Source organism: Streptomyces sp. NPDC091272, from assembly GCF_044757485.1.
Classification (GTDB): Bacteria; Actinomycetota; Actinomycetes; order Streptomycetales; family Streptomycetaceae; genus Streptomyces.
The window spans coordinates 692,785-712,989 of the sequence record NZ_JBIVVC010000001.1; the positions used below are offsets into that span (position 1 = coordinate 692,785).

General features: G+C 71.7%; 16 protein-coding genes and 2 pseudogenes. 8 read left to right on the top strand and 10 right to left on the bottom strand.

Translation table 11 applies throughout. The features are described 5' to 3' along the window. Nucleotides 1-19 precede the first annotated feature (19 nt). Both ectA and ACIQM4_RS02800 read left to right on the top strand, forming a co-directional pair. Nucleotides 20-568, top strand: a complete 549-nt coding sequence (ectA, locus tag ACIQM4_RS02795; protein ID WP_401585022.1) for a diaminobutyrate acetyltransferase — start codon at nt 20-22, stop codon at nt 566-568. A 33-nt stretch (nt 569-601) separates the two neighbouring features. Continuing rightward, the gene (locus ACIQM4_RS02800) at nt 602-1,807 is read left to right on the top strand and encodes a cytochrome P450 (protein WP_401585025.1); all 1,206 of its coding nucleotides are present in this window, start codon (nt 602-604) and stop codon (nt 1,805-1,807) included. A 376-nt stretch (nt 1,808-2,183) separates the two neighbouring features. Here ACIQM4_RS02800 and ACIQM4_RS02805 read toward each other — a convergent pair whose 3' ends face one another. The 5 genes and pseudogenes from ACIQM4_RS02805 to ACIQM4_RS02825 all read right to left on the bottom strand — a co-directional run bounded on the left by ACIQM4_RS02805 (nt 2,184) and on the right by ACIQM4_RS02825 (nt 5,328). Then, a complete protein-coding gene (locus ACIQM4_RS02805; RefSeq protein WP_401585028.1) occupies nt 2,184-2,549 on the bottom strand; it encodes a hypothetical protein in 366 nt (121 codons plus the stop codon). Between the two features lie 162 nt (nt 2,550-2,711). Further along, nucleotides 2,712-2,855: pseudogene (locus ACIQM4_RS02810) on the bottom strand (IS3 family transposase); the annotation flags it as partial. 7 nt (nt 2,856-2,862) lie between these two features. After that, on the bottom strand, nt 2,863-3,438 hold the full coding sequence (locus ACIQM4_RS02815; RefSeq protein ID WP_401585030.1) for a hydrolase: 576 nt from the start codon (nt 3,436-3,438) through the stop codon (nt 2,863-2,865). 49 nt (nt 3,439-3,487) lie between these two features. Further along, the gene (locus ACIQM4_RS02820) at nt 3,488-4,876 is read right to left on the bottom strand and encodes an MFS transporter (RefSeq protein WP_401585033.1); all 1,389 of its coding nucleotides are present in this window, start codon (nt 4,874-4,876) and stop codon (nt 3,488-3,490) included. Then, the gene (locus tag ACIQM4_RS02825; protein WP_401585036.1) at nt 4,873-5,328 is read right to left on the bottom strand and encodes a MarR family winged helix-turn-helix transcriptional regulator; all 456 of its coding nucleotides are present in this window, start codon (nt 5,326-5,328) and stop codon (nt 4,873-4,875) included. The genes ACIQM4_RS02820 and ACIQM4_RS02825 overlap by 4 nt, the downstream gene beginning before the upstream one ends. A gap of 165 nt (nt 5,329-5,493) precedes the next feature. On the opposite strand from ACIQM4_RS02825, the gene ACIQM4_RS02830 reads away from it, so the two are divergent. After that, nucleotides 5,494-7,767: a serine/threonine-protein kinase gene (locus ACIQM4_RS02830; protein WP_401585038.1), complete on the top strand. Its 2,274-nt coding sequence runs from the start codon at nt 5,494-5,496 to the stop codon at nt 7,765-7,767. Nucleotides 7,768-8,133: 366 nt separating this feature from the next. After that, nucleotides 8,134-9,135 (top strand): TIGR03842 family LLM class F420-dependent oxidoreductase, encoded by a 1,002-nt coding sequence (locus tag ACIQM4_RS02835; RefSeq protein WP_401586058.1) that lies wholly within the window; start codon nt 8,134-8,136, stop codon nt 9,133-9,135. A gap of 76 nt (nt 9,136-9,211) precedes the next feature. On the opposite strand, the gene ACIQM4_RS02840 is transcribed toward ACIQM4_RS02835, so the two are convergent. Then, nucleotides 9,212-10,633 carry a phytoene desaturase family protein gene (locus tag ACIQM4_RS02840; RefSeq protein ID WP_401585041.1) on the bottom strand — a complete coding sequence of 474 codons (1,422 nt, stop codon included), beginning with the start codon at nt 10,631-10,633 and terminating at the stop codon, nt 9,212-9,214. A 117-nt stretch (nt 10,634-10,750) separates the two neighbouring features. On the opposite strand from ACIQM4_RS02840, the gene ACIQM4_RS02845 reads away from it, so the two are divergent. After that, nucleotides 10,751-11,545 carry a nucleotidyltransferase domain-containing protein gene (locus ACIQM4_RS02845; RefSeq protein WP_401586061.1) on the top strand — a complete coding sequence of 265 codons (795 nt, stop codon included), beginning with the start codon at nt 10,751-10,753 and terminating at the stop codon, nt 11,543-11,545. A 124-nt stretch (nt 11,546-11,669) separates the two neighbouring features. Here the strand turns inward: ACIQM4_RS02845 and ACIQM4_RS02850 are convergent, their stop codons facing one another. After that, nucleotides 11,670-12,734 (bottom strand): biotin/lipoate A/B protein ligase family protein, encoded by a 1,065-nt coding sequence (locus tag ACIQM4_RS02850; protein ID WP_401585043.1) that lies wholly within the window; start codon nt 12,732-12,734, stop codon nt 11,670-11,672. 301 nt (nt 12,735-13,035) lie between these two features. Here ACIQM4_RS02850 and ACIQM4_RS02855 point away from each other — a divergent pair, with 301 nt between their 5' ends. After that, nucleotides 13,036-14,502, top strand: coding sequence for an AlkA N-terminal domain-containing protein (locus ACIQM4_RS02855; RefSeq protein WP_401586063.1), 1,467 nt, complete (start codon nt 13,036-13,038; stop codon nt 14,500-14,502). Between the two features lie 14 nt (nt 14,503-14,516). Beyond that, a pseudogene (locus ACIQM4_RS02860) lies at nt 14,517-15,011 on the top strand (methylated-DNA--[protein]-cysteine S-methyltransferase); the annotation flags it as partial. Nucleotides 15,012-15,103: 92 nt separating this feature from the next. Here the strand turns inward: ACIQM4_RS02860 and ACIQM4_RS02865 are convergent. Next, on the bottom strand, nt 15,104-16,081 hold the full coding sequence (locus tag ACIQM4_RS02865; protein WP_401585045.1) for an ArsR family transcriptional regulator: 978 nt from the start codon (nt 16,079-16,081) through the stop codon (nt 15,104-15,106). 209 nt (nt 16,082-16,290) lie between these two features. Here ACIQM4_RS02865 and ACIQM4_RS02870 point away from each other — a divergent pair, with 209 nt between their 5' ends. After that, nucleotides 16,291-17,586 carry an MFS transporter gene (locus ACIQM4_RS02870; protein ID WP_401585048.1) on the top strand — a complete coding sequence of 432 codons (1,296 nt, stop codon included), beginning with the start codon at nt 16,291-16,293 and terminating at the stop codon, nt 17,584-17,586. A gap of 129 nt (nt 17,587-17,715) precedes the next feature. Here the strand turns inward: ACIQM4_RS02870 and ACIQM4_RS02875 are convergent, their stop codons facing one another. Together ACIQM4_RS02875 and ACIQM4_RS02880 are read right to left on the bottom strand one after the other, a co-directional pair. Continuing rightward, entirely contained in the window at nt 17,716-18,228 is a 513-nt protein-coding gene (locus ACIQM4_RS02875; protein ID WP_401585050.1) for an NUDIX domain-containing protein, read from the bottom strand. Between the two features lie 49 nt (nt 18,229-18,277). Next, a complete protein-coding gene (locus ACIQM4_RS02880) occupies nt 18,278-19,981 on the bottom strand; it encodes a BCCT family transporter (RefSeq protein ID WP_401585052.1) in 1,704 nt (567 codons plus the stop codon). Nucleotides 19,982-20,205: the final 224 nt, after the last annotated feature.

A 20,205-nucleotide genomic window follows, 5' to 3' on the forward strand; every position in this document is an offset into this window, starting at 1 on the left:
TGACCGAGGAGGTCTGACCATGACGATCACCACTGGTTCCACATCCACTGCCGAAGCAGATCAGGTCCCCGTCGCGAGCAAGCAGGCGGCCGAATTCCGAGCGCCGGTGCCCGAGGACGGACCGGCCGTGTGGGAGTTGGTCGAGAACACTGACGGCCTGGACTCCAACAGCGTCTACTACTACACCCTGTGGTTCAGGGACTTCACCAACGGCTCGCTGGTCGCGACCGTCGACGACGAACTGGTCGGCTTCCTCACCGGATACCGCCGCCCTGACGAGCCCGACACCTATTTCGTCTGGCAGACCGCCGTCAATCCGCGCCACGGCATCCCTTTCCTCGGAGTGAAGCTCTTCCAGGCCGCGGCCGACGAGCAGGTGGCCAAGGGTGTTCGATACGTCGAGGCCACGGTATCTGCCCAGAACAAGGCGATCATCATGGTGCTGAAGCAGTTCGCCAAGAAGCACTCGGCCAATATCGAGACGCGCGTGCTGTTCCCTCACAGCCTGTTCCCCGACAGTCACCATGACGAAGTCCTCTACCGCATCGGTCCATTGGCCTCCGAGTGATCCCGAGTACCCGACGATTGAGAGTCGACTGCCATGGCACAGCGAGCTGAAGCTCCGTACATCGACATCAGTGACCAAGACTTCCGCATGAACTCGGAGGAGATGCGGAAGGCCCGGGCCATGCATTGGTACGCACGAACCGACTGGGGCATGGCCGTCATCTCCTACGAAGACACCAGGATTCTTCTGAAGGATCCGCGTCTGACCCAGGGATCGGCCAAGTGGCCGGCACACCACGGCGTCGTCGACGGGTGCTTCGACAGTTGGTGGAAAAAGACTCTGCTCGTGCTGGAGGGAATGGAGCACAACAGGATCCGACGCCTGGTCAACCCTGCATTCTCACCCCGCCGGATCGATCCGCTGCGCCCTCGGTTCCGAGCCCTGGCGGACGACCTGATCGACGAGTGGATCGAGGCCGGACGGACCGAATTCTCGAGCCGCTTCGCCGCACCGTACTCCACCAGAATTCTGTGCATGATCCTGGGCATCGACGAGGGCGACTGGAGGAAGATCCACCGGCTCTCGTCCATCATCGGACTCAGCATCGGTGTCGCCATCCGGGAGAACATCGAGCACATCGATGCGGCTGTCGCCGAGATCACCGAGTACGCGAAGTCTCTGGTCCGGAGCAGGCGGGAGGTGCCGCAGGACGACATTCTGAGCGCTCTGGTGGAGACACGGGACGAGGATGACGGCAGGCTCTCGGATGAGGAGTTGGTCAATCTCATCATCCTGCTCATCTTCGCAGGCATCGACACGACGCAAAACCAACTGACGTTGGCAGTCCAGTCGTTCGCGGAACAGCCAGAGCAGTGGGAGAAGCTGGCAGCAGACCCTGCCCGCTACTCCGCCAGAGCGGCCGAGGAAGTGCTGCGCATCAATCCGGTGGGCCGATGGGTGTCCCGCGAGGCGGCGGAAACCTTCGAACACAAAGGGCACACGATCGAGAAGGGCACGACGGTCCACATGTTCACCCTCTCGTCGGGAACCGATCCCGCCGAGTTCGACAACCCGGACCGACTCGACCTCGACGCCGAGCGTTCGCCACACTTCACGTTTGGTGGCGGGATACATCACTGTCTGGGGCATTTCGTCGCCCGGGCGGATGTCAATGTGGCTCTCGCAGCCCTGGCCGCGCGCCTGACCGACCTGCGCGTGGGCGATGATGCCGAGTGGCTGCCAGACTCCGGAAACACTGGCGCGACGAAGCTACCGATCACCTTCCGCTTGCGTTCATGAATCACCGAGTGGATCTCATGGAGGTTCGCGAGAGCAAGCGGGGCGGCCGGGAACGGCCGCCCCGCCGTGCGAGGTTACTGATCCACGCGTACGTCGGTCAGATACGGACCGCCTTCGCCCGCAGGTCATGAAGGTGGCCGGCACTCCGGAGGGCCGCCGTGGTGGCAGGTGGCACGAGGGGTGCCGGCCATCGGATCGCACCGTGTGCCGTGCTGAACGGGGGTGCCGTGCGGCGGAGGTGTTCTCGGCAGTCCGTACTCGACCAGGTTCTGGCACTGTGCGCCCTTCCGGGTCCGGGCGACGCATTGCAGGAGATGGGCATCTCCGCCGGGGTTGATCCACAGGCGGCGGCGCAGCACGACGAGCTGCGTACCGATCACCGCGCCGTGCTCCCGGTGTCGTTGCGGGTGCACAGGTGGGTGGTGGGGCGGCCGGACAGCCCATCACCTGCGCCTTGCTCGGCGACGGCCCCATAACCGGTTCGCGCGGCGCTCAAGGCCCGCAACCAAGCGCCGGCCCCGGGCTCGACGGCATCGTGAGCCGGGTGGAAGCACTGGAGGAGTACGCCGCACAGACCGCCGATGCCGACGCCCGCTACGCCGCGCTCCAGCAGGCCGAGCAACTGGCTGGCCAGCACGAGGAGTTGCTGGACTTCCTCGCGGCCACCGCCCGCGACGCCCACGCGGCCGCCCGAGATCCGGTCCTTGACCGGCGAGGCCGCCGCCCTCGCCGACGCATTCACCACCGCCCTCGTCGCAGCCCGGGAGGCCGCGGCTCTGGCAATGCCGGCGGCGAGTGCAGAGCACGGCGCATGAACAGCTACACGCCCCCGGTGAACCACGAACTGCGCAGATTCCTCGGAACCGATCTCCACATGGAGGCCTCCTACATCCCCGGCCCCTGGCTGCGCGACACCGTCTTCAGCGGCCCGCAGCTCGGCCGATTCGCTCGACGGTGTTCCCGGGCGCCGCCCGTGGTCGATGTCGTCCTGCCGCACCCACTTCGCCAGCGTGACGGGATGAATGCCGAGCTCGACCGCGGTCTGCCGGAACCTCTCAGCCCAGCTGCTTCAGGAGGTCGTCCGTCGTGGTGGTCTCGCCCAGGCGGGGGAAGATCTTCTCGACGCTGTTGCGGTGGGCGTCGCCGTCCATGTCGGTCATCGCGTCGGTCGCCAACGTCACGTGGTAGCCGTGTTCGTGGGCCGCGCGGGCGGTGGATTCCACGCCGATGCTGGTGGCGACGCCGGTGAGCACGACCTGGGTGATCCCGCGGCGCCGCAGCTGGAGGTCGAGGTCGGTGCCGTAGAACGCGGACCAGTTCCGCTTGGTGACGGTGATGTCCTCGGGGTGGCCGGCGAGTTCGTCGACGATACGGTCCCAGCCCTCGGGCGGCGCGGTACGGGGGCCGGTGCCCGCGTCGGTACGACCGGGCGTCGCGTCCGCACCGTCGGCTGCGGTGGTCACCCGTACGAGGACGACGGGGCGGCCCGAGGCGCGGAAGGCGTCGGCGAGACGCACGGTGCGCTCCAGCACCTCGGCGGTGGTGTACGGGGCGCCGGGGATGCGCATGATGCCGTGCTGGAGGTCGACGACGACGAGCGCGGCACGGGTGTCAAGAGTGGTCAGGGGCATGGTGTGCGCCTTTCGTGGTGATGGTGGGGGGTTGAAGGCAGGACAGGGGTCAGCCGTCGCGGCCCACGCGGCCCAGGGGCCGGTCCGCGACGCTGAGGATCAGGAGGAGGAGGGAGACGCCGACCAGGAGGAAGGCGAGGTCGTGCAGGCCGGCCGAGGTGGCGCCGTCACCGAAGAAGGCGGCGGTCGCCGCGGAGGAGACCAGCGCGCCGAGATAGGTGAAGGTGCGCAGCAGCCCGGCCGAGGCGCCCATGCGCGCGGCGTCCGCCTGTGCGTACAGGGCGTTCTGGTTGGCGAGACCGTTGAGCCCCTGGGGGACGCCGGAGACCGCGACGACGGCCAGCAGCAGCGGCACGGGACTGTGGGAGTCCAGCAGGAGCAGCGACGCGCAGCCGGCGATCTGGAACAGCGAGCCGACCACCAGCTTGCCCCGCACCTGCGGGTGGCGGCCGGTCAGGGCCGTGACGGTGAGGGCGGTCAGCGCCATCGGTATCTGCATGAGACCCGCCTGGGCCGCGCCGATGCCGCGGCCGTCCTGGAGCCACTGGCTGTAGCCGTACAGGAAGGCGTACGAGGCGGTGTAGCTGAGGAACTGCCTGCCGTACGTGGCCAGCAGCGGGTAGTTGCCGCCCAGCACCCGCAGGTCCACGAAGGGAGCGGAGTGCGCGAGTTCCCGGCGTACGAACACCACGCCGGCCACCGCCCCGGCGAGGGGGAAGTACCAGTGCGCGGCTGCCGGGTCCATCAGGAACAGCAGGAAAGCGGTCAGTGATCCGGCGAACAGGACCATGCCGGTGGCGTCCGTGCGGACGTCCGCGGGGGCGACCGCGCTCTTTGGCAGACGCAGGGCGCCCAGGACGAGGCAGGCCAACGACAGCGGCACGTTGAGGGAGAAGATCAGCTGCCAGCCGCCCGCTCCGATGAGAAGTCCGCCCAGCGTGGGTCCCACGACGGCGATGACCTGGTTGGAGACCGACAGCAGGGCCAGGATCCTGCTCGGGCTCTTGGTGCCCGTCCGGTCGGACTCGGAGCGCAGCAGGGACATCGAGGCCGGGTAGGCGGCGGAGGTGCCGAAACCGAGCAGCACCCGGGAGGCCACGAGCACCCACAGGTGCGGCGCGAAGGTGCCCAGCAGCCCGGCGAGGCCGACCAGGCCGGTGCCCAGCAGGTAGAGGCGGCGCGGGCCGAGGGTGTCCACCAGCCGGCCGACGACGGGCTGGCCGACCGCGGTGGCCAGGTAGAGCCCCGAGACGAGCCAGGCGGTCCGGGACGGCGAGGCGTCGAAGGCGCGGCCGATGGGGATCAGCGCCACCGCGAGCATCGAGGAGTTGACCGGGTTCAGGATCGACCCCAGCACCATGGGCGGGACCAGCCGCCGGTCGAAGCCCGCGGGCGCTGACGCACGCCCCTGGCGCAGCCGTGCGGTGAGCTGGGTCATGCGTCGGCCACCCTGTCGAGGAGAGCCATGGCCGTGATCAGTGCCTGCACCTCCTGCTCGGTGCCGTACTCCTGGAGCGTTCGGGCGAGCCAGGCCTGCCTGGCGCGCCGTCCGCCTTCCCAGTACTCCCGGCCCAGCGGGGTGACACTGACGACCTGCCTACGGCCGTCCTGGGGGTCGGGGCTGCGCTCGACCAGCCCGGCCCCCTCCAGCACGGCGATGATCTTGGCGGTCGACTGCGGGCGGACGTTCTCCGCCCCGGCGAGCTCGCTCGCCGACGAGGGTCCCCGCTTCACCAGGCGGCTGAGCACGGAGGCCTGGGCGGCGGAGAGGTCGCCCTCCTCGTCGAAGCCGTCCAGTGAACGCAGCTTCCGGAGCAGGCGCCCGACCACCACCCATACCTCGGCTGCGGCCTCCGCCGCGGAGGCGGCCGTCGCGTCTGATGCAGTCATGCTCCCATGGTGGATCAACACCTCGAAGTGTGCAACTTGAGGTGTGCACCTTGGGGTGTGGGTCAAGGCCGCGTGACCGCGTGCTCCGGTCGGCGGTTAGTTTGGGAGGACGAGTAGGCGCGCCCGTGGTGGGAGAGACGCACGGGGGACGGGAGGTCGGGAAGAGTGTCGCTGCGCGCGGGGGACCCAGCTGAGATCGGCGGCTATCCGCTGGAGGCTCGGCTCGGTTCGGGCGGCATGGGCACCGTCTTCCTGGCGCGCACGGACTCGGGGCGCCCGGTCGCGATCAAGCTGATCCACCAGCAGTACGCGGGGGACGACGAGTTCCGCATCCGGTTCCGCCAGGAGGTGGCGGCGGCGCGGCGGGTGAGCGGCGCGTTCACGGCCGCCGTGGTCGACGCCGCCCCGGACGCCGAACAGCCGTGGATGGCGACGACCTACATCGAGGGAGACACCCTCGCGCAGCGCATCGGCGCGTCGGGGCCGCTGAGCGGTACGCAACTGCGGGCGCTCGCCGTCGGCCTGACCGAGGCGCTGCGCGACATCCACCGCGTGGGCGTCGTTCACCGTGACCTGAAGCCGTCGAACGTCGTGCTCTCGCCCGAGGGCCCGCGGGTCATCGACTTCGGCATCTCGCGCGCGGTCGACCAGCAGACCCTCACGATGACGGGACGGGTCATCGGCACGCCGCCCTTCATGTCCCCCGAACAGCTGCAGGCGCCGCGTGGGGTGGGTCCGCGCTCCGACGTCTTCTCGCTGGGCACCCTGCTGGTGTACGCGGCCACCGGACAGGGGCCCTTCGACGCGGACAGCCCGTACATGACGGCCTACCAGGTGGTGCACGAGCAGCCGGCGCTGGACCTGGTACCTGCGGCTCTGCGGGCGGTCGTCGAGCCGTGTCTGGCGAAGGAGCCCGAGGGGCGCCCGTCGGCGGACGAACTCCTCGTACTGCTGCGGGACCTGCCGGGCGACCTCGGGAGCTCCACGGCGGACGGAGCGGTGGGCCGCACCAGTGAGACGGACACCCAGCACGACCTCGGGACGCGGCACGACCTCGGGACGGGACACGAGCCCGGTGCGGGACACGACGTTGGTACGGGGCCCGACCTCGGCACGGGGCCCGACCGGCGGCGTGACGTACCGGGCCGTCGGGCGCTCAGGCGTTGGCGTCCCGTGCTGGCGGCAGCGGTCGCGGTGGCCGCTGTCGGCGGTGGGCTCGCCGCCCTGACGGCCACCGGAGCGGGCGGCGGGACGGGAGGGGGCACCGGCGCCCCGGGCCACAGCGCCGCCGCGCCCGGCGCCCCGCTCCCGGCCGGGTTCAAGCCGTGGCGCAAGGCCGTACCGGGCGGCCGGGAGGACATCCCCGACGAGCTGCGCTGCCTCGCGCGCGGCGACGCGGTGTTCTGCGGGGGTGGCGGAGTCGTCGCGACCCGGGTCAGGACCTCCGACGGCTCGCGGGCCTGGACGGCGAAGAGCCCCGGTGTGCCCGTCCAGGGCATGCACCTGGTGGGCGCAACCGACGACACGGTGCTCGGCTACCGGTTCGCCGCCGAGGACAGCCCGCAGGGCCCCGCCGAGGAGGTGGTGGCCCTCGACGCGGTGAGCGGAAGGGAGTTGTGGTCCGTGCCGTCGGGCGCCCGATCCAGGGCGGTCACGGGACGGACGCAGGACGCGGTGGTGGCCGGCTCCACCGTGGTGACGGTCGACGGCTCCAACTCCCGTTTCGAGGCCAGGGACGCACACAGCGGGAAGCTCGCCTGGACCACGCCGTTCCCGTCCGGTTCGCAGTGCGCCCCCGTGGCGGCGGGCACAGAGCTCCACGCGATGTGCGCGATGAACGCGGAGGTGGACGCCCTGGAGGTGCGCCACCCCACGCTGCGCCAGGTCGACCGCGCCTCCGGGAAGTTGGGCAGGCCCGTCGCGGTCAAGGGGCCCGCCGTGCTGATGGGCGTCACCGACGGCACGTTCGTCCTCCTGCGCGAACGCAGGGAGGGCGCGGCGGCGGTCGGTTACGACGGGGTGGCGCGGGTCGACCCGGCCACCCGGAAGGTCACGTACGCGAGGCTGGCGCAGACGTACGCGGGAACGCCCGGCATGGCCGGCGGCACCGTGTACGTGAGCGGGCAGAGCGGACTCGTCACGGCGCTCGACCCCACGACCGGTCGCAAGAAGTGGTCGCGGCAGACGAACGTGGAAGGTGCCTCCGGCCCGGCGGCCGGACCCGGAGCGCTGTACTTCAGCTCGGCCACCGGCCGCGTGGTCGCGCTCTCGCCGCGCGACGGCCGGTCGTTGTGGACGACGGACCCACAGGCCGACGGCCTGACCGGCGAGCAGGGAGCGAGTCCGCGCGTCACCGTCGCGGGCCGCACGCTGATCGTGGCCGCGGCCAGGAACACGCTCTTCGCCGTCGACGCGCTGAAGCCGCCGAAGTCGGGCTGACGGGGGCGGGCCGTGGCGGGCACCGTCGGCTGGACGGCCTCCGACCGGCCTCCGGACGGCCTCCGGAGCCCCGGGCCGGTCCTCGGTCCCCTGTCCGGCACGTGACCGGGGCGCTCCTCGTTCCCGCGCCTGCCCCGCGTCGTTCCCGCGCCTGCCCCGCGCCGGGCGGTCCAGGTCCGGAAAGTTGGTGTGTCCGGTCCTGACTGACGGGCGGGGGAGCCGGGTAGAGTCCTCCCCTCCCGAAACGCAAGTGATCGCCTCCGCCCCGCACCCGCGCCCACGCACTACCGTCCACCTGCCAGTACCTGAGCCGGCCGGCACCCGGACCGGCCGGTACCCGAACCAGGAGGTACGCCCGTCATGCCGATGGACTTCGGACTCGTCCTGCAGACCGACCCGCCCGCGTCCGAGGTCGTCGGCCTGATGCGGCGCGCCGAACGCAATGGATTCCGCTACGGCTGGACCTTCGACTCAGCCGTGCTCTGGCAGGAACCGTTCGTCATCTACAGCCGGATCCTGGAGCACACCAGGCGGCTGATCGTCGGGCCCATGGTGACCAACCCCGGGACCAGGACCTGGGAGGTCACCGCCTCCACGTTCGCCACCCTCAACGACATGTACGGCAACCGCACCGTGTGCGGCATCGGCCGCGGCGACTCCGCGATGCGCGTCGCAGGACGCAGTCCGAACACCCTCGCCAGGCTCGGCGAGGCGATCGGAGTCATCAGGGACCTCGCCGAAGGGCGCGAGGCGCAGGTGGACGGGCAGAAGGTACGACTGCCCTGGGTGACGGACGGACACCTGCCGGTGTGGATGGCCGCGTACGGGCCCAAGGCCCTCGCCCTCGCGGGAGCGAAGGCGGACGGCTTCATCCTGCAGCTCGCCGATCCGTTCCTGACGGAGTGGATGATCCGGGCGGTACGGGACGCCGCGTCCGCCGCCGGGCGCGATCCGGCGGAGGTGAAGATCTGCGTGGCCGCCCCCGCGTACGTCGGCGACGACCTCGCCCACGCGCGGGACCAGTGCCGGTGGTTCGGCGGAATGGTCGGCAACCACGTCGCGGACCTGGTGACGAGGTACGGCGCGGACTCCGGCCTCGTACCGGCGGCGCTCACCTCGTACATCGAGGCCCGGCAGGGCTACGACTACGCGCACCACGGCCGGGCGGGCAACCCCGACACCGACTTCGTGCCGGACGAGATCGTCGACCGGTTCTGCCTGCTGGGACCGGTGGAGGCGCACATCGAGAAGCTGCGGGCACTGCGGGAGCTGGGGGTCGACCAGTTCGCCGTGTACGCGATGCACGACGCACGGGAGCAGGTCGTCGACGCCTACGGGGAGACGGTCATCCCCGCACTGGGCGCGTGACCCGCCGCGGCCCCGGCGAGCCCGGCCCCCGGGCGCCGCGGCCCGGAGGGCGGAACCCGTGTCCTTCGTCCGCCCCTCAGCGCTCCGTCGCCCGGAGCCTGCGCCACACCGCCTTCGCCGCGTTGTGCCCCGACATCCCGTGCACGCCAGGACCCGGCGGTGTCGCCGACGAGCACAGGAAGACCGCCGGGTGCTTCGTCCCGTACGGGAACAGGGACAGCTTCGGGCGGAGCAGCACCTGGAGGCCGGAGAACGCGCCGCAGGCGATGTCACCGCCCACGTAGTTCGCGTTGCGCGCGGCCAGCTCGGGCGGGCCGGCCGTCGCCCTGGCCAGCACGCGGTCGCGGAAGCCAGGCGCGAAACGGTCGATCTGCCGCTCGACCGCGTCCGTCAGGTCCCCGTCCCAGCCGTGCGGGACGTGCCCGTACGCCCAGAACACCTGCTTGCCCTCCGGGGCCCTCGACGGGTCGACGACGCTCGGCTGGGCGGTGATCAGGAAGGGGGCGTCGGGCGGGGTGCCGCCCGACGCCTGGCGCAGGGCCTTGCCGATCTCGCCCTGCGTGGCACCGATCTGTACGGTCCCGGCGCGGCGGGCCTCCTCGGCGGTCCACGGGACGGGGCCGTCCAGCGCGTAATCGATCTTGAAGACGCCGGCGCCGTAACGGTAGTTCTCGTACGCGTTGCCCAGGCGCGCGATCCGGGCCAGTGCGGTCGGCGAGGTGTCGAAGACGTACGCGCGGGCGGGCGGCAGGTCGTCGAGACGCTTGACCTCGTAACCGGTGTGCACCACACCGCCCAGGTCGCGGAGGTACCCGGTGAGCGCGTCCGGGATGGCCTGGGAGCCGCCGCGCGGGGCGGGCCAGCCGTTCTCGTGCGCGGCCAGCGCGAACATCAGGCCGACGGCGCCGGTCGCGAACCCGCTCAGCGGCGCGATGACGTGCGCGACCAACCCCGCGATCAGCGCCTTCGCCTTCTCGTCCCGGAACCGCCGCAGCAGCCATGTCGACGGCGGCAGCCCGGTGAGTCCGAACCGGCCGAGCGTCACCGGGTGGCGCGGCAGCGCGGTCAGCGGGAGCGACATGAAGTCCCGCGAGAGCGTGTCCCACCTGCCGAGGTAAGGGGCGACCAGCCGGCGGTACGCACCCGCGTCACGCGGACCGAACGACGCGGCGGTCTCCGCGACGGACCGGGACAGCACGGCTGCGGTGCCGTCGTCCCACGGGTGGGCCATCGGCAGCTCGGGGTGCAGCCACTCCAGCCCGTACCGCTCCAGGGGCATCGCCCTGAAGGCCGGTGAGCCGACGCCCAGCGGGTGCACGGCGGAGCACGGGTCGTGCAGGAAGCCGGGCAGGGTCAGCTCCTCGGTGCGGGCGCCGCCGCCCACGGTGTCCTTCGCCTCGAAGACCTCCACCGAGAAGCCGCGGCGGGCCAGCTCGACGGCGGCGGTCAAACCGTTGGGACCCGCCCCCACGACGACTGCATCAAGCATCGGCGACACCTTGCACTCCTCACGCCACGTCACTGCGGAGCCCCAGGGTATTCCCGTGCACCGGCAACCCCGGCGGGGGTAGGGTCGCGCCCCGTGAACAGAGACCTCGACGCTCTTGTCGCCACCATGGCCGAACGCCTCGTCGCCGTCCCCGGCGTGCACGCCGTCGCTCTCGGCGGCAGCCGCGCCCGGGGCAGCCACCGCCCCGACTCCGACTGGGACCTCGGCGTGTACTACCGGGACGCGCCGGACGTGGCCGCGCTCGCCTCCCTCGCAGCCGAGTTCACCGGGAAGGCGGTGGAGGTGGCGGGTCCGGGCGGCTGGGGCCCCTGGGTGGACGGCGGGGCGTGGCTGAGCGTCGACGGCACCGCGGTCGACTGGATCCTGCGCGACCTCGACCGAGTGGAGGGCGTGTGGCGGGGCTGTCTGGCGGGCCGGTTCGAGGTGGGCGTCCAGCCGGGCCACCCCCTGGGCTTCTGGTCACCCGCGTACGCGGGCGAGGCCGCACTGTGCCGGGTGCTGGCCGACCCCTCCGGCGTGCTGACGAGGCTGCGTTCCGAGGCGCGGCACTACCCGGAGCCCCTGCGCGAGGCGCTGGTCGAGGCAGCGTGGGAAGCGGACTTCCTGGTTGCCTCCGCCTGCAAGTCGGTCGGGGCGGGCGACGTGCTGCACGTCGCGCTGTGTCTCTCGCGGGCCTTCGGCGTGCTGGCCCAGGCGATGCTGGCGCACGCGCGGGTGTGGTGCCTGAACGAGAAGGGCGCCCTGGCCTCGGCCGCCCGGGTGGCGTGCGCCCCGGACGACTTCACCGACCGGACGGCCCGCGCACTGGGCGGCCTGGACCGGGACGCGGTGGAGGCGGCGGGGGCCCTGGTGAACGAGGTACGCGAACGGATGGCCGCGCCCGCCCCGCCGACGGGCTGATCACGTCCTGCCTCCCGGCAGTACGCCCGCTCCCGGCAGTACGCCCGCTCGGGGCAGTACGCCCGCTCGGGGCAGTACGCCCGCTCGGGGCAGTACGCGCGCTCGGTCGGGGCACGCGGCACGCTCAGGGCACCCGCGCGGTCCACTCGTCGTTCTGGAACTTGGTGCGGACCAGCTCCCGTGCGCGGGCCATCTCCTCGTCGGTGACCTTGCCGGTGGTCAGTCCGTAACGCCGACGGAAGGAGTCGATCATCCGCTCGATGACGGTCTCACGGGAGAGTCCGGTCTGGCGGCGGAGCGGGTCGACGCGCTTCTTGGCGCTCCTGGTGCCCTTGTCGGACAGCTTCTCCTTGCCGATGCGCAGTACGTCGAGCATCTTGTCGACGTCGATGTCGTAGGACATGGTCACGTGGTGGAGCACCGCGCCGGCCCCTCCGTCCGGGCCGACCACGCGCTTCTGGGCGGCTCCGGCGACCTTGCCGACCTCGGTGGCGATGTCGTTGAGCGGCTGGTACCAGGCCTTGATGCCCATGTCGCCGAGGGCGGAGAGCACCCAGTCGTCGAGGTAGGCGTAGCTGTCGGCGAAGGAGAGCCCGGAGACGAGCGCCTCCGGCACGGCGAGGGAGTAGGTGATCGTGCTCCGGGGTTCGGCGAACATGGCGCCGCCGCCCGAGATGCGCCGGACCACCTGCGCGCCGTGGCGGGCCGCGCCGGCCAGGTCGACCTCGTTGCGCAGGGACTGGAAGCTGCCGATGATGACCGCCGGGGCGTCCCACTGCCAGACGCGGAGCGTGGGAGGCCGGCGGCCGGCCGCGACCTCGGTGGTGATGACCTCGTCGAGAGCCATGTGCAGGGCCGGGGACTGCGGGGCCTCGTGGATGAGCTGCCAGTCGTAGTCGCGCCAGTCGGTGGCCCGTGCGAGTGCGCGGCGTACGGCGACGGCGACGCTGTCCGTGGTGAAGCCGAACAGGGTCGCCGATTCGGGGAGCGCGGCGTCGATACGGGCCTTCAGCCCGGCGGCGTCGGTGTCGGCGGGAGCGCCTTCGATCGCCGCGTCGATGCTCAGGATCGCCTCGTCGGGCTCCAGGAAGAAGTCTCCGGCCACCCGGACGTTCTTCAGGAGCCCGTCGTCGACCTCCAGATCGACCACGACCAGCTTGCCGCCTGGGACCTTGTACTCACCGTGCACAGCGCCGCTCTCCGTACCAGAAGGGATCCTGCTCCGAACTTCCTACCCTTTCGTACGATATCCGGCACGCTTCGGAAGCGTTGACCCGCAGGGTCGGCTCGGTCGGCGCGTCGCTGCGGGGTGCGGTGCGCGCGGCGGTGCCAGGTACCCGAGGGCTTCGGGCCGCCCCTGGTCGCCACAGGTTGATGTCGGATTTCCGCCAGCCGGGTGGGGTGGACTGCCCGATGCTGGAGGCATGTCACCCACTACGGCAGCGCAGAACACCCAGGACGCGTCGGTCACGACGCAGGCCACCCGGGCCATGCACACCGACACCGAGCGCTGTGTGCGCGCCGTGCAGTCCAAGGACGCGCGCTTCGACGGGTGGGTGTTCACCGCAGTCACCACCACCGGGATCTACTGCCGGCCGAGCTGCCCGGTGGTTCCGCCCAAGCCGCAGAACATGACCTTCTACCCGAGCGCCGCCGCCTGCCAGCAGGCCGGCTTCCGGGCCTGCAAGCGCTGCCGCCCCGACACCAGCCCCGGTTCGCCGGAGTGGAACGCCCGCGCGGATTCCGTCGCCCGTGCGATGCGTCTGATCCGGGACGGTGTGGTCGACCGCGAAGGCGTGCCGGGTCTCGCGGCGCGGCTCGGCTACTCGACCCGGCAGATCGAACGGCAACTGCGCGCCGAGCTGGGGGCCGGACCGCTCGCCCTCGCCCGCGCCCAGCGCGCCCAGACCGCACGCCTGCTCATCGAGACGACACCGCTGCCGATGGCGGACATCGCGTTCGCCGCCGGATTCTCCTCCGTACGCACCTTCAACGAGACCGTGCGGGAGGTCTTCGGGCTCGCCCCCGGGGAGCTGCGGGCCCGAGGACGCAGGGGAGACGTTGAAGCACCCGGGGTGATCAGCCTGCGGCTGCCGTTCCGGGCCCCGCTCAACCCCGACAACCTCTTCGGCCACCTCGCGGCGACCGCCGTCCCCGGGGTCGAGGAGTGGCGCGCGGGAGCGTACCGCCGGACCCTCCAACTCCCGTACGGGCACGGCATCGTGGCGCTCTCCCCGGGGGACGGCCACATCGCCTGCCAGCTCTCCCTCACCGACCTGCGCGACCTCACGCACGCCATCAGCCGCTGCCGTTGGCTGCTGGACCTGGACGCCGATCCGGCCGCCGTCGACGCACGGCTGAGCGCCGACCCGCTGCTCGCGCCGCTGGTGGAGCGGGCGCCGGGACGGCGGGTGCCGCGCACCACCGATGCGGCCGAGTTCGCCGTACGGGCGGTGCTGGGCCAGCAGGTGTCGACGGCTGCCGCCCGGACGCACGCCGCACGGCTCGTCACCGCACACGGCGCACCGATCGACGACCCGGCAGGCGGCCTCACCCACCTCTTCCCGTCCCCCGACGCCCTGGCCGGACTCGACCCCGAGGCCCTCGCCCTGCCGCGCAGCCGCCGCGCCACGCTGGTCACGCTCGTCACCGCCCTGGCCGACGGCTCCCTCACCCTGGACGTCGACAGCGACTGGGACCGGGCCCGTGCCCAGCTCCTGGAACTTCCCGGCTTCGGGCCCTGGACCACGGAGGTCATCGCGATGCGCGCCCTCGGCGACCCGGACGCCTTCCTCCCCTCCGACCTCGGAATCCGGCGCGCGGCGCAGCAGTTGGGCCTGCCGCACACTCCCGCCGCGCTCACCTCGCGCGCCGCGGCATGGCGCCCCTGGCGGGCCTACGCCGTCCAGTACCTGTGGGCAACCGACTCGCACCCCATCAACCACCTGCCGAATTAACGGAGTTCAGCGCCATGACCGCAGTCAGACGACACACCCTGCTGGAGAGCCCGCTCGGGCTGCTCACCCTCGTCGCCACCGACGGCGTCCTCTCCGCCGTCCACATGCCGGACCAGCGCCACCGGCCGCCGGAGGAGACCTTCGGCGACCGCGACCCGGCACCCTTTCCCGAAGTCGTCGCGCAGCTGAACGCCTACTTCGAGGGGGAGTTGACGGAGTTCACCCTCCCGCTCCACCTGGTGGGAACGCCCTTCCAGCGCACCGTCTGGGCGGAATTGTTGAAGATCCCGTACGGCGAGACTCGCTCGTACGGAGCACTCGCCCACGCCCTCGGCAACCCCAAGGCCTCCCGCGCCGTCGGCCTCGCCAACGGCAGGAACCCGATCAGCGTCATCGTCCCCTGCCACCGTGTCATCGGATCCGGCGGCAGCCTCACCGGCTACGGCGGCGGCCTCACCAACAAGCAGCGCCTGCTCACCCTGGAGGGGCATGCCCCAGGCGTGCCCGAGGCGGACACCCTCTTCCAGCTGACCGGTGCACGCCAGGGCCCTTCCGCCGGACAGGTCCGGCCGCGCGGTCCCGGGGCCGCGCCGGGCAGGCCCTAGTTGTCCGGCGTGGCGGCGTTCACCAGCAGGTCGCCCGGTTCCGTGCGGTAGTAGAGCACCGAGCGGCCGGACCTTCTGCGCCGTACCAGGCGGGCGTCGAGCAGGACCTTCAGATGGCGGCCCACCGAACCCAGCGCCAGGCCGGTCAGCGCGACCAGCTGGGTGGTGCTCTTGGGGGAGTCGAGGAGCACCAGGATGCCCGCACGGCCCTGGCCCAGCAGCGCTCCCAGGGCCTGCGGGGCGGCCGGCCTGCCGGGTTCGGCGAGTACGCCCGCGCACGGGTACACCACCGCGAACCGGTGTGCGCCTTCCCAGGACACCCAGCTCGTGCGGAAGCTGACCGGGACGAAGAGGAGCTGTGCGCCGGAGGCCTCCCGGGGCGGGAAGTCCTGGGTGTTTATCTGTAGCCGGTCGTTGCCGAGCCAGCGCATCCCGGGCCGCAGGTCGTCGAGGGCCGCGGCCCAGCCGCCCCGGCTCAGCTGGGCGGTACGCGCCACGATGTCCGCCTCCAGCACCCGGCGGCGGCGCGGCCAGTCGGGGAGCACGGTCCGCTGCCACACCCAGTCGAGGAGGTCCGCGGCGTGCTCCCCGAGATCCTCGCGGAGCAGGGCGGCCGGCGGCGGGCCGCCGAGCGCCACGGTCAGGTCCGCGCGCACCGCATCGGCCGTGGCGGCCCGAACCCGGTCCAGCTCCCGCGCGAAGGCCTCTTCCCCCTGGCCGGCGGGGGTGGGCGTGATGAAGTCCGCGTTCCACGTCGGCCGGAATGCCGCCCGGAGGAGGAGCGGGGTCAGCGGGTCCCCCGCGAGTCTGGCGCGGAAGGCGGGCAGATGCCGGGCGAGCCAGGCACGCTCACCGGGATGCGTGGCCGGTGCGTGCCGTTGCAGCAGCTTGAGGCTCGAAATCGTCTCGTTCAGCGGGGAGATCACGAACCGTCCACCCGCGAGCGTGTCCGCGTCGACCTGCCACCAGCCCATGCGTACCGCCGCCCCTTGGAGTCGTGAGTGGTTGTGGGTGTGCGAGGCCCTGAAGTTGTGAGTGGTTGTGGGTGTGCGGGCCCGAGTCGTGAGTGGTTGTGGGTGTGCACCGCCCCTCGGAGCCGTGAGTGGTGTGCGTGGCCCCGACGTTGTTTCGCGCCGGTGCGAAACACTAACTCCGTCCGGTACTGCGCTCCGACACTCCCGTCATGCGCACCTACCGCGAGCTGTTCCGGCAGCCGGAGTTCACCCCGCTCTTCCTGACCGCCTCCATGAAGTCGGCGGCGCAGACCGTCACCGGCCTGGCCCTCGGCACCCTCATCTTCGCCTCGACCGGTTCGCCGCTGCTCTCCTCCCTCGCCATGTTCGGCCCCTCCCTCGCCCAGCTCGTGGGTGCGAGCACCCTGCTGTCCGCCGCCGACCGGGTGCCGCCGCGCGCCGCGCTCACGGGCCTGGGACTGGTCTTCTCCCTGGCCACCGCGGTCCAGGCGGTACCGGGCCTGCCGGTGGCCGCGTCCTTCGCCCTGCTGCTCACCCTCGGCGTCTTCGCGTCGCTCGGCGGGGGAGTGACGTACGGACTGCTCAACGAGATCCTCGTCCGCGACGGGTTCCTGATCGGCCGCTCCGTGATGAACATGTCCAACGGCGCGATGCAGATCTGCGGCTTCGCCGCCGGTGGAATCCTGGTGAACGTGGCGTCGCCGCGCGGGACGCTTCTCGTCGGCGCCGCGCTCTACCTCGTGTCGGCCGGCGCCGCCCGCCTCGGCCTGTCCGGCAGGCCCCCGCGCGCGGCCGGCCGGGCCTCGGTCTCCGCGACCTGGCGGACCAACGCGCTGCTGTGGTCGTCCAGGCCGAGGCGGTACGTCTACCTCATGCTGTGCGTCCCGAACGGGCTGATCGTGGGCTGCGAGTCCCTGTACGTACCGTACGAACCGGGGCGGGCCGGCGTGCTGTTCGCCTTCGCGGCGTGCGGGATGCTGATCGGGGACACGGTGGTCGGCCGGTTCGTACCGCCGAGGTGGCGGTCCAGGGGCGGGCCGGCCCTGCGGCTGCTGCTGGCGGCGCCGTACCTGGCCTTCTTCCTGCGTCCCCCGCTGCCGGTGGCCGTGGCCCTGGTGCTGGTGGCGTCCGTCGGATTCGCGGCGACGCTGCTGCTGCAGGAGCGCCTGGTGGCACTGACACCGGACGAACTGAGCGGGCACGCACTGGGCCTGCACACCTCGGGAATGCTGGCGATGCAGGGGGTGGGAGCGGCCCTGGCGGGCGGACTGGCCCAGTTCACCTCGCCGGGCGTGGCGATGGGGGTGCTGGCGGGGACCTCGGTGCTGGTCACGCTGGGGCTGGAGCGGGGGGTGCGGGGGGTGCGGGGGGTACGGGGGGACGCGGCCGGGGCGACCGAGGCGGCGGCGGAGCCTGGGTCGGTGTCGGCGTCGGCACCTGGGTCGGTGTCGCCGTCTGTGACGTCACCCGCGTCGACGTCCGGGCCGGCACCCGGTGAGGGCTGACGTGTTCGAGGGCCCAGTGTTCCGGCCTCGTCCGCGCCCGGGACTTCGGCCGGCGCACTGTCCCTCACACGGGGTTCCTCACAGGGAGTTCCTCGCACGAATTCCTCACACGGAAGCTCACACGGAACCTCATACGCCGGACGAGCCGTACGCCCGCTTTCCGTTCTCCAGCTCCACCGCGCCCGCCCCGTCCGCCAGAGCCGCCAAGGCGGCCAGGATCCGGTGGGGCAGGGCGCCCAGTGCGTACGACTCAACCTCGTCGACCGGGACCAGGCGCCACGAGAGGAGCTCCTCCTCCTGGAGGCGGATCGAGGCCAGTTGGTCCGCGGTCAGGATCCCGCCGTCGTACAGGTACGCGGCGATCGGCGGGCGGTCCTGGCCCTGCGCCCAGTCGACGGCGAGCAGCCGCCCCAGCTCCACGTCCAGGCCGATCTCCTCCAGGGTCTCCCGGCGGGCGGCCTGCCTCGGGGTCTCGCCCGAGTCGGACTCGATCGTTCCGCCGGGCAGTGCCCAGCCCTTGCGGTAGTTCGGCTCGACGAGCAGGATCCGCCCGTCCGCGTCGCGGAAGAGCGCGGCCGCCCCGGCGAGGACGCGGGGGAGTGAGGCGATGTACGCGGTGTAGTCCTGCTGTTCCTGGGTCACCCGCCCAGGGTAGGGGGGCCGTTGCGGCAGGCAGGGGCGGCCGGACGGCTCAGGGCGTGTCCCGGCGGGACCTGGCCGCCCGTCGCAGCCTCGGGTGACGTCGGTCGTGGCCCTGTTCGGTGATCGCCTCGCCGACCATCGTCCGTACCGCGTCCCGCAGCCCGTGCAGCGCGTGGTGGCGGGCCGGGCCGGCGCCCGGGTCCGCGCGGAGCTCCTTGACCAGCGCCCAGCACAGACCGAGCATCACCAGGACGAAGGGGAGCGCGACGAGGATCGTCGCCGTCTGGAGGGAGTCCAGGCCGCCCGCCACCAGCAGGCCCGCGGCGACCGCCGCCATCAGGATTCCCCACAGGACGACCAGCCAGGTAGGCGGGTGCAGTGCGCCCCTGGCGGTGAGCGAGCCCATCACCAGGGACGCCGAGTCGGCACTGGTCACGAAGTACGTCATGACCAGGAGCATGGCGATGCACGAGGTGACGGTGCCGGCGGGGAGCGCGTCCAGCATCGCGAAGAGCGACGCCTCCGGGCCCTCCTTCACCGACCGGGCGAGGTCGGCCGCTCCCGTCCGGTCAAGCCGGATCGCGGCACCGCCCATCACGCAGAACCACACGACCGTCGCCCCGCTGGGCACCAGGAGCACGCCGATCAGGAACTCGCGGATGCTGCGGCCGCGGGAGATGCGGGCGATGAAGGTGCCGACGAACGGCGCCCAGGACAGCCACCACGCCCAGTAGAAGATCGTCCACGCACCCAGCCACTCGCTGTCGCCGAACGCGCCCGTGCGGGTCGCCATCGGGAGCAACTGGTCGAGGTATCCGCCGACGGACGCCGGGATCGCGTCCAGGATGAAGACCGTCGGGCCGAGCACGAACACGAACACCATCAGCAGCGCCGCCAGCACCAGGTTCAGCGTGCTCAGCCACTTCACGCCCTTGTGCAGGCCGGAGAAGGCTGACAGTACGAAGGCCGCCGAGAGCGAACCGATGATGATCAGCTGGGCGCCCCTGCTGTCCTCGACACCGGTGACGATGTTCAGGCCCTTGGCCACCTGGAGAGCGCCGAGGCCCAGGCTGGTCGCGGTACCGAAGACGGTCGCGAAGACCGCGAGCAGGTCGATCAGCTTGCCCTGCCAGCCCTCCGCGCGGCGCTCGCCGAGCAGCGGCACGAAGGCCGAACTCAGCCTGTTCCCGCGGCCCTTGCGGAACGTCGCGTAGGCGAGAGCAAGTCCGGCGATGCCGTAGATCGCCCACGGGGTGAGCGTCCAGTGGAAGAAGGAGTACTCCAGTGCCGCGCGCGCTGCCGCCCCCGTCCCCGGCCGGGCCCCGCTGCCGGGCGGCGGGGTGAGGTAGTGCTGGAGCGGTTCGCCGACCCCGTAGAACATCAGGCCGATGCCCATGCCCGCACTGAACATCATCGCGATCCAGGCCAGATTGGTGAACTCCGGCTCCGCGTCGTCCTTGCCCAGCCTGATCCGTCCGAATCTGCTCAGCGCGATGAACAGGCACATCAGCAGGAACACGTCGGCCGCGATGACGAACAGCCAGGCAAAGTTGTCGAGGACCCAGGTGAGGGCCGCCGAGGAGGCGCTCTCGAACGAGCTCTTGCCGAGCACCGCCCAGGCGACCACGGCCGCGACGGCGAGCACACCGGTCACGATGACGCCGACGTCGGGTCTGCCGTCGTGCAGCGGGTCGCCCGACGTGGATTCCGGATCGGGGTCCGGCAGGGGTGGATCGAGGGATTCCGTACTCATGCCGCACACCTTATGGCCGGTAATGTCGCGATATTAGGGGTTGGCGCGCCGTGGGAACGGGTGGCGGATGAGGGCCGGCCGATCCCGGCCGGCGAGACGGGTCGTGGGCACAGGGCGGGGTGGGCGGTTATGGTCGGGGCGGCGCGACTGCCTGTTCGAAAGCAAGGGATGCAAGGTGGCGGACGGAGCAGTACACGGAACTGCAAGCGGTACGGGAGGCGACG

What these genes read in the sequence shown, in the direction of transcription:
- ectA (WP_401585022.1), top strand. Translation starts at nt 20, where the DNA reads ATGACGATCACCACTGGTTCCACATCCACTGCCGAAGCAGATCAGGTC.
- ACIQM4_RS02800 (WP_401585025.1), top strand. Translation starts at nt 602, where the DNA reads ATGGCACAGCGAGCTGAAGCTCCGTACATCGACATCAGTGACCAAGAC.
- ACIQM4_RS02815 (WP_401585030.1), bottom strand. Translation starts at nt 3,438, where the DNA reads ATGCCCCTGACCACTCTTGACACCCGTGCCGCGCTCGTCGTCGTCGAC.
- ACIQM4_RS02820 (WP_401585033.1), bottom strand. Translation starts at nt 4,876, where the DNA reads ATGACCCAGCTCACCGCACGGCTGCGCCAGGGGCGTGCGTCAGCGCCC.
- ACIQM4_RS02825 (WP_401585036.1), bottom strand. Translation starts at nt 5,328, where the DNA reads ATGACTGCATCAGACGCGACGGCCGCCTCCGCGGCGGAGGCCGCAGCC.
- ACIQM4_RS02835 (WP_401586058.1), top strand. Translation starts at nt 8,134, where the DNA reads ATGGACTTCGGACTCGTCCTGCAGACCGACCCGCCCGCGTCCGAGGTC.
- ACIQM4_RS02845 (WP_401586061.1), top strand. Translation starts at nt 10,751, where the DNA reads ATGGCCGAACGCCTCGTCGCCGTCCCCGGCGTGCACGCCGTCGCTCTC.
- ACIQM4_RS02855 (WP_401586063.1), top strand. Translation starts at nt 13,036, where the DNA reads ATGCACACCGACACCGAGCGCTGTGTGCGCGCCGTGCAGTCCAAGGAC.
- ACIQM4_RS02865 (WP_401585045.1), bottom strand. Translation starts at nt 16,081, where the DNA reads ATGGGCTGGTGGCAGGTCGACGCGGACACGCTCGCGGGTGGACGGTTC.
- ACIQM4_RS02870 (WP_401585048.1), top strand. Translation starts at nt 16,291, where the DNA reads ATGCGCACCTACCGCGAGCTGTTCCGGCAGCCGGAGTTCACCCCGCTC.
- ACIQM4_RS02880 (WP_401585052.1), bottom strand. Translation starts at nt 19,981, where the DNA reads ATGAGTACGGAATCCCTCGATCCACCCCTGCCGGACCCCGATCCGGAA.